7 protein-coding genes are annotated in these 6846 nt (G+C 72.2%); all 7 read right to left on the reverse strand.

The window, feature by feature from the left end; translation table 11 throughout:
- Positions 1-116 precede the first annotated feature (116 nt).
- The 7 genes from ABZ135_RS38400 to ruvC all read right to left on the reverse strand — a co-directional run bounded on the left by ABZ135_RS38400 (position 117) and on the right by ruvC (position 6666).
- Positions 117-668: an adenine phosphoribosyltransferase gene (locus ABZ135_RS38400; RefSeq protein ID WP_356703005.1), complete on the reverse strand. Its 552-nt coding sequence runs from the start codon at positions 666-668 to the stop codon at positions 117-119.
- The gene (gene secF / locus ABZ135_RS38405; protein ID WP_356703007.1) at positions 665-1738 is read right to left on the reverse strand and encodes a protein translocase subunit SecF; all 1074 of its coding nucleotides are present in this window, start codon (positions 1736-1738) and stop codon (positions 665-667) included. The genes ABZ135_RS38400 and secF overlap by 4 nt, the downstream gene beginning before the upstream one ends.
- 1 nt (position 1739) lies before the next feature.
- Positions 1740-3524, reverse strand: coding sequence for a protein translocase subunit SecD (gene secD, locus ABZ135_RS38410; protein ID WP_356703009.1), 1785 nt, complete (start codon positions 3522-3524; stop codon positions 1740-1742).
- 150 nt (positions 3525-3674) lie between these two features.
- The gene (gene yajC / locus ABZ135_RS38415; RefSeq protein ID WP_356703017.1) at positions 3675-4121 is read right to left on the reverse strand and encodes a preprotein translocase subunit YajC; all 447 of its coding nucleotides are present in this window, start codon (positions 4119-4121) and stop codon (positions 3675-3677) included.
- Positions 4122-4301: 180 nt separating this feature from the next.
- A complete protein-coding gene (gene ruvB, locus ABZ135_RS38420) occupies positions 4302-5393 on the reverse strand; it encodes a Holliday junction branch migration DNA helicase RuvB (protein WP_356703011.1) in 1092 nt (363 codons plus the stop codon).
- 89 nt (positions 5394-5482) lie between these two features.
- On the reverse strand, positions 5483-6112 hold the full coding sequence (ruvA, locus tag ABZ135_RS38425; protein ID WP_356703013.1) for a Holliday junction branch migration protein RuvA: 630 nt from the start codon (positions 6110-6112) through the stop codon (positions 5483-5485).
- Positions 6109-6666: a crossover junction endodeoxyribonuclease RuvC gene (gene ruvC / locus ABZ135_RS38430; RefSeq protein ID WP_356703015.1), complete on the reverse strand. Its 558-nt coding sequence runs from the start codon at positions 6664-6666 to the stop codon at positions 6109-6111. Before ruvC ends, ruvA begins: the two co-directional genes overlap by 4 nt.
- Between the last annotated feature and the right edge of the window lie 180 nt (positions 6667-6846).

The raw sequence follows: 6846 nt of genomic DNA on the forward strand, positions 1-6846 counted from the left end.
CCCCGGGGGGGGCCCCCCGGGTCTTCCGGGGGGCCCCCGTGGGGGGCCTTCCCGTAAACCCGCGGGGGGCGCCGGGGGCTTTCCCCCCGCCCCGCCCCCGTACGGGACCGACGGTGTCAGACGGTGATCAGCGCGGTGAGCGGAGCGCCGCCGAGGGCGGGCTCGAGCCGGGCCCGGCCCGGCAGGAAGCCGAGCTCCATCAGCACGGCGACTCCGGCGACCTCGGCCCCGGCGCGCCGGATGAGCTCGATGGACGCCTCGGCGGTGCCGCCGGTGGCGAGGACGTCGTCGATGACCATGACGCGGTCGCCCGCGGCCAGGTCCTCGGCGTGCACCTCGATCTCGGCGGTGCCGTACTCCAGCTCGTATGCCTGCCGCAGCGTGGCCCCGGGCAGCTTCCCGGCCTTGCGGACCGGGATGAAGCCGAGGCCGGCGCGGACGGCGACCGGCGCGGCCAGGATGAAGCCGCGGGCCTCCAGGCCGACGATCTTCGTGGCGCCCTGCTCGGCGCAGAGCGCGGCGAGGGCGTCGGTGAGCGCCGTGAACGCCTCCGGGTCCGCGAGCAGCGGGGTGATGTCCTTGAACAGCACGCCCGGCTTCGGGTAGTCGGGGACGTCCCGGATCCGGCTGAGCAGCAGGTCGGTGGTGCTCTGGGTCACGGCCGTCATCCGTGCCGCTCCGAGGAGCGGCCGCGGCGGGCCTGACCGACGACGGCGGCCTCGCCCGCGAGGGCGTCCTCCTGGAGGTCGCCGTCGGACTCGCCCTGGGCCGTCGCGGAGGACCGCCGGGCCAGGACCTTCTTCCGCAGGGACTTCATGGCCGGCTCGCGCTCCTTGAGGTCGGCGACGAGCGGGGTGGCGATGAAGATCGAGGAGTACGCACCGGCGGCGAGACCCACGAACAGCGACAGCGAGATGTCGTTCAGCATGCCGGCGCCGAGGACGCCACCGCCGATGAAGAGCAGACCGGCGACCGGCAGCAGGGCCACGACCGTGGTGTTGATCGAACGGACCAGGGTGCTGTTGATCGAGCGGTTGGCGATGTCGCTGTAGGTCCACCGGGTCTGTTTGCGGATGTCCTTCGTCTGTTCCTTGAGGGAGTCGAAGACGACGACGGTGTCGTAGAGCGAGTAACCGAGAATGGTCAGCAGACCGATCACCGTACCGACCGTGACCTCGAAGCCGACCAGCGAGTAGATGCCGACGGTGATGGTGAGGTCGTGGATGAGCGCGATGAGTGCCGCGACGGCCATGCGCCATTCGAAGGCGATCGCGAGGTAGATCACCACGAGGATCATGAAGACCCCCAGACCCGTCCATGCCTTGGTGGCGATCTGCTCGCCCCAGCTCGGGCCGACGAGCTCCGCCGCGATCTTCGTCTCGGGGACGTTCAGGTCCTTGGCCAGCTCCGAGCGGACCTGGTCGGACTTCTCGGTGTCGAGACCGCCGACCTGGATGCGCAGGGTGCCGTTGCCGAGCTGCTGGACGATGGCGTCGTGGCCGGACGCCTCTTCCGCGTACTCCGTCGCCTGGCTGACCGTGACGTCCGTCTTCGGGGTGGTGAAGACGGCACCGCCCTGGAACTCGATGCCCATGTTGAGCCCGCGGACCGCGAGGGCGACGATCGCCGTGATGGTGATCAGGATCGAGATGCCGTACCAGATCTTGCGGTTGCCGATGAAGTCGTAGCCGACCTCACCGCGGTGGAGTCGGGCGCCGAGATCGCCGAGCTTCGACATCTCACGCCTCCTTCGGGTCGATGGGGCCGGCGGCCGGGGCGGACGTACGGCGGGTGCGGCGCAGCGGCGGCTTGGCACCGAGGCGCTTCGGGTCGAGACCGGACCACTTGTGGCCGTTGCCGAAGAACTTGGTGCGCGCCAGGAGCGTCATCACCGGCTTGGTGAAGAGGAACACCACCACGATGTCGAGCAGCGTGGTCAGACCGAGGGTGAAGGCGAAGCCCTGGACCTTGCCGACGGTGACGATGAAGAGCACCGCGGCGGCGAGGAACGACACGAAGTCGGAGACCAGGATGGTGCGCCGGGCCCGCGGCCAGGCGCGCTCGACGGCCGGGCGGAGCGTGCGGCCCTCGCGGACCTCGTCGCGGATGCGCTCGAAGTAGACGATGAACGAGTCCGCGGTGATGCCGATGGCGACGATGGCGCCGCAGACGGCCGGCAGGTTCAGCGCGAAGCCGATGGCCGGGCCGAGCAGGGCCATGATCACGTAGGTGAGCAGGGCCGAGGCGCCGAGGCTGAGGATGGCGATCAGCGACAGGCCGCGGTAGTAGACCACCAGGTAGATGACGACCAGGGCGAGGCCGATGGCGCCGGCGATCAGGCCCGCCTCGAGCTGCTCGCCGCCGAGGGCGGCGGTGACGGTGTCGACGCTCTGGGTGTCGAAGGACAGCGGCAGCGCGCCGTAGGACAGGATGTTGCCGAGGTCCTGGGCCGACTGCTGGTTGAAGCTGCCGGAGATCTCGGCGCTGGCGCTCAGCGTCTGGCGCACGGACGGGGCCGAGACGACCTCGCCGTCGAGGACGATCGCGAACTGGTTCTGCGGCTCGGTCTGCTGCGACAGCTTGCTGGTGATCTTCTGGAACTTCTTCGAGCCCTCGCCCGTGAAGTCCATGGTCACGATCCACATGCCGCGCTGCTGGTCGAAGACGCCCTTGGCGTCGTCGACGTCCCTGCCCTCGACCTCGGCCGGGCCGAGCAGGTACTTCTCCCACTGGCCGATGGAGTTCTTGCCGCAGGCGACGGTGGGGTCGGCCGGCTTGACGCCCTGGCCGGCGGCCGAGCGCTGCTTGGGGTCGAGGCAGTTGAGCGCCGCGAACTTCTGCTGCAGGGCGTTCGTGGCGGCGTCGCCGGTCCCGGTCGGCTTGGGCGTCGTGGACGCCTTCGGCGACGCGGAGGAGCTCGCGGTCGGCGTCGGGCTCGGGGCCTTCAGCGCCTCGGTGAGGGCGCGGCCCTGGGTGGAGGCGCTCGACGACGGGGTGGCGGTGGTGTCGCCCTTGCCCTTGCCCTTGTCCGCGGTGGCGCCGGAAGCGGTGGGCTTCGGCGAGGCGGAGGAGGAGCCGCTCGGCGTGGCGCTGGGGTTCGGCGCGGGCGTCTCGGCCGCGGCGACGGCCAGCACCGGCCGGAAGTAGAGCTGGGCGGTCGTGCCGACCTGCTCGCGGGCCTGCTTCTCGTTCGTCCCCTTGGGGATGTTCACGATGATGTTCTCGCGGCCCTGCGTCTGGACCTCGGCCTCGGAGACACCCAGACCGTTGACGCGGCGCTCGATGATGCCGACCGCCGTGTTCATGTTGGTCTCGTTGACGGCGGACTCCTGTCCGGGCTCCGCCTTCGCCTTGAGCGTGATCGACGTGCCGCCGGCGAGGTCGATGCCCAGGCGCGGGGTGGTGTGCCCCGACCAGAACATGCCGCCGGTGAGCGCGACCATGGCGATCAGAATGAGTGCCAGGGCGCGGCCCGGCCGGCCCTGGCCCCCCGCCGGCCTTCGGCCCTTCTTCGGTGCTGCCACCTTGTCGTTTCTCCCTGTCCAAACCGCCTCGTCGCCGGGTGGGCGCGAGACGGCCACGAAGTGTGTGTGGGGACCTGCCCCCGCGGTCGAAACCGTCGCCGGAGCCGCGCGCCCGCCGGGTGGGCGTGGCGCGCGGCTCCGGCCGGCGTACTACTTCGCCTCGGTCCCGCCGTCGGCCTTGCCGTCCTTGTCGCCCTCGCCGGCGTCCGTCTTCTTGGTGAGGTCGGCCTTGGCGTCCTTGACGGTGTCGCCGGTCTCGTCGGCCTCGTCGGCCGTCTCCGCGGCCTCGGTCAGCGAGGAGGCGTCGTCCGGGACGACGGTCTCGTCGTCGCCGTGGACGATGCGGTTGTACTCGGCGTCCTCGAGGACGGCGCCGATGGCGTTCTTCGCGTAGACCGCGTGGACGCCGGGAGCGACCTCCAGGAGGACGGTCTCGTCGCCGACCTCCTTGACGGTGGCGTACATCCCCCCGATGGTGCGTACGCCGGAGCCGGGCTGCATCTGGTTGCGCATCTCCACCGCCTGCTGCTGCTTCTTCTTGGCAGAGCGGGTCATGAGGAACATGGCCCCGATGAGCACGATGAACGGGAGGAGCATGCCGATGTTATTCACGGGACGGAATTTCCTTCGCAAGGCCGGGGAAGACTCCGCGGCCTGATTCGGGGGTGGGTGCGCCGACCACAAGGAGCGGCATCGGCGGAGTCTAGGCGAGTCCGCATCGATGGAACAACGCCCAGCATCGCACCCCGGTTCCCGAACGGGCGAGTCTCCGCGCCGTCACGCCCCGAAGAGCCCCTGTTGTCCCTTTCCCGCGCCGTTCCCCGTGCCGCCACCCGCCGCCGCCTGCGGCGGAACCAGTCCGAGGTGGGTCCAGGCCGCCGGGGTGGCGACCCGGCCGCGGGGCGTCCGGGCGAGCAGTCCCTCGCGTACGAGGAAGGGCTCGGCGACCTCCTCGACGGTCTCGCGCTCCTCCCCGACCGCGACCGCGAGGGTGGACAGGCCGACGGGTCCGCCGCCGAAGAGCTTGAGGAGGGCCTCCAGGACGGCGCGGTCGAGGCGGTCGAGGCCGCGGTCGTCGACCTCGTAGACGGCCAGGGCGGCGGCGGCGATCTCGCGGTCGATCACGCCGTCGGCCCGCACCTGGGCGTAGTCGCGGACGCGGCGCAGCAGGCGGTTGGCGATGCGGGGGGTGCCGCGGGAGCGGCCGGCGATCTCGGCGGCGCCGTCGGTGTCGATCTCGACGTCGAGGAGTCCGGCGGAGCGGCGCACGACCCGCTCCAGCTCGTGGGGCTCGTAGAACTCCATGTGGGCGGTGAAGCCGAAGCGGTCGCGCAGCGGCGGCGGCAGCAGGCCGGCCCGGGTGGTGGCGCCGACCAGGGTGAAGGGGGGCAGCTCAAGGGGGATGGCGGTGGCGCCGGGCCCCTTGCCGACGATCACGTCGACGCGGAAGTCCTCCATCGCCATGTAGAGCATCTCCTCGGCGGGCCGGGACATCCGGTGGATCTCGTCGAGGAAGAGGATCTCGCCCTCCTGGAGGGAGGAGAGGATGGCGGCGAGGTCGCCGGCGTGCTGGATGGCGGGGCCGCTGGTGATCCGGATCGGGGCGTTCATCTCCGCGGCGATGATCATCGACAGGGTGGTCTTGCCGAGGCCGGGGGCGCCGGAGAGCAGGACGTGGTCGGCGGTGGCTCCGCGCTGGCGGGCGGCCTTGAGGACCAGGTCGAGCTGCTGGCGCACCTTCTCCTGGCCGACGAACTCGTTGAGGTCCTTGGGGCGCAGCGCGGCCTCGACGGCCTGGTCGTCGCCCTCGGCGGAGGCGCCGACGATCCGCGCGTCCGGCTCGGCGGTGCTGTCGTCGTCCCAGTTCACGGTGGAGTCTGCCTTCTGGTGGGTGCGGGGGCGGTGCGGGCGGGTGGGGGCGGGGTGGGGTGGGGAAAGGGCCGGCGCGGCGGCCGGGGTCAGCGGGCGCGGTTCAGGGTCTGGAGGGCCGCGCGCAGGAGCTGGGGGACGGGGGCCGAGCCGCCGGAGGCGATCGCGGCCTCGGCCTGCGGGGTGACGGCGGCGACGGCCTCCTCGGCCTCGCGGCTCGCGTAGCCGAGGCCGATGAGGGCGGCGGAGAGCTGCTCGGTCCAGGGGGCGGGTCCGGTGGCGGCGCGCTGCTGGCCGACGAGGCCGCTGCTGCCGAGCGGGGCGCCGAGCTTGTCCTTCAGTTCGAGCAGGAGTTTCTGGGCGCCCTTCTTGCCGATGCCGGGCACGGCGGTGAGGGCCTTCTCGTCGCCGGTGGAGACGGCGAGCCGCAGGGCGTCGGGGCTGTGCACGCCCAGCATGGCCTGGGCGAGCCGGGGGCCGACGCCGCTGGCGGTCTGGAGCAGCTCGAAGACCTGGCGCTCGTCGTCGTCGGCGAAGCCGTACAGGGTGAGCGAGTCCTCGCGGACGACCAGGGAGGTGGCCAGGCGGGCGTGCTCACCGACGCGGAGGCCGGCGATGGTGTTCGGCGTGCACTGGACGGCCATGCCGACGCCGCCGACCTCGACGACGGCGGTCGTGGGGGCGAGGGCGGCCACCGGGCCGCTGACGAAGGCGATCATGACGGGCGGCCTTTCGAGGCGTGCAGGGCGACGGCCTGCTGGAGGCGGTTCTGAGCGACCGCCTGCTGGAGGCGGTTCTGGGCGGGGGCGCGCCAGATGTGGCAGATGGCGAGGGCGAGGGCGTCGGCGGCGTCGGCCGGCTTGGGCGGGGCGGAGAGCCGGAGGAGCCGGGTGACCATGGCGCCGACCTGGGCCTTGTCGGCCCGTCCGCTGCCGGTGACGGCGGCCTTGACCTCGCTGGGGGTGTGCAGGGCGACGGGCAGTCCGCGGCGGGCGGCGCACAGCATGGCGACGGCGCTGGCCTGGGCGGTGCCCATCACCGTCCGTACGTTGTGCTGGCTGAACACCCGCTCCACGGCGACGAGTTCGGGATCGAAGCGGTCGATCCACTCCTCTATGCCGCGCTCGATGCCGACCAGCCGGAGGCCGATGTCCGCGTCCGCCGGGGTCCGCACGACACCGACGCCGAGCATCGTCAACGGCCTTCCGGCCACGCCCTCGACGACGCCGATGCCGCACCGGGTGAGCCCCGGGTCCACCCCGAGTACGCGCACGCCGCCCCCTCCTGTCCCGCACCGATCGCAAGCCTGTTTGTGCAGGCTATCGGGTGCCACCGACAACGCAGCGGGCCGACGGGGTCCCAGGACATCCCGGACCGCGACTTCGGCCGTCTGGCGGGCCAGGAGGAGTCCTGACGGCCGCCTGAGCACCCCGGCCCACCCGGGCCGCGCGGC

This window comes from Streptomyces sp. NPDC006339 (genome assembly GCF_040612775.1).
Taxonomy (GTDB): domain Bacteria; phylum Actinomycetota; class Actinomycetes; order Streptomycetales; family Streptomycetaceae; genus Streptomyces.